This window comes from Streptomyces sp. NPDC007162 (assembly GCF_040634175.1).
GTDB lineage: Bacteria > Actinomycetota > Actinomycetes > Streptomycetales > Streptomycetaceae > Streptomyces.
Genome location: NZ_JBEYFC010001073.1, coordinates 1 through 1,018, shown reverse-complemented (window position 1 = coordinate 1,018; position 1,018 = coordinate 1). Strand labels below are relative to the sequence as shown.

The window sequence follows — 1,018 nt, the reverse complement described above, 5'->3', positions numbered from 1 at the left end:
GTTGCTCGGGCTGCTCAAGCACGTCACCTGGATGCAACGCATCTGGTTCGAGGAGTGCGTCGGCGGCACGCCCCGACGAGAGCTCGGACTGGTGCAGACCCCGGACGAGTCCTTCCGGCTCGCCGCCGACGACACCGTCGCCTCCGTCACGACAGCCCACCGGGAGGCCTGCGCGAGGGCCCGCGCGGTGGTCGCCGGGCTGCCGCTGGACGCCGTCGTGACCGGCCACCGGGCCGGCCCGCGCACACTGCGCTGGGTCTACTTGCAGGTCCTGCGCGAGCTGGCCCACCACTGCGGGCACGCCGACATCCTGCGCGAGCAGATACGTGCCGGGTGAGCCCTGCCACCAGACCCGGCAAGTGGTCGGCATGCTCCTTCTTTCAGTTCAGTTGCCGCCGTTCAAACGAACTGGTCATGCAATTGCCCGGTCAATATGCGTCAGACTCGGAGACGGAGCACCGGCATCGCAGTGCCGGGCCTACGGTCCCTTCCCGAACCGACATCCAAAGGGGAGGCGCCGCTATGGCGAGTGTGGAAGTGTCACTGAAGGAAATGATGACCGGGACCGAGGGGGCGCTGGGAGCGGCCGTCGTCGATTACACGAGCGGCATGGCCCTGGGGACGCTGGGCGGTGGCAAGGACCTCGATCTGACCATCGCCGCGGCAGGGAACACGGATGTGATCCGCGCCAAGGTGCGCACGATGGGGGAGCTGGGTCTGAAGAGCCGGATCGAGGACATCCTGATCACGCTGGAGAGCCAGTATCACCTCATCCGCCTCATCACCGGCCGCAGCGGCAACGGTTTGTTCCTGTATCTGGTTCTCGACAAGGAGCGCTCGAACCTGGCCATGGCCCGTCACCAGCTCAGGCGGGTCGAGGAACAACTCGAGGTCTAGGCGTCCTCCAGGGCCCGGGGTTTCGTGCGCCCACGATGTGAAGACTTCTTCAAGTGACCACATCAGCATGATCCCGGAAGGTGTGCCTTCCACGTGCCCTCCTGGAGCCGATCCGATCAAC

General features: G+C 66.0%; 2 protein-coding genes. Both read left to right on the top strand.

Annotated elements, in window-relative coordinates:
• Nucleotides 1-337 (top strand): DUF664 domain-containing protein (locus ABZ646_RS47250; RefSeq protein ID WP_360534123.1); only part of this gene is annotated, 337 nt, incomplete at its 5' end.
• 185 nt (nucleotides 338-522) lie between these two features.
• The gene (locus ABZ646_RS47245; RefSeq protein WP_360534120.1) at nucleotides 523-897 is read left to right on the top strand and encodes a hypothetical protein; all 375 of its coding nucleotides are present in this window, start codon (nucleotides 523-525) and stop codon (nucleotides 895-897) included.
• Nucleotides 898-1,018: the final 121 nt, after the last annotated feature.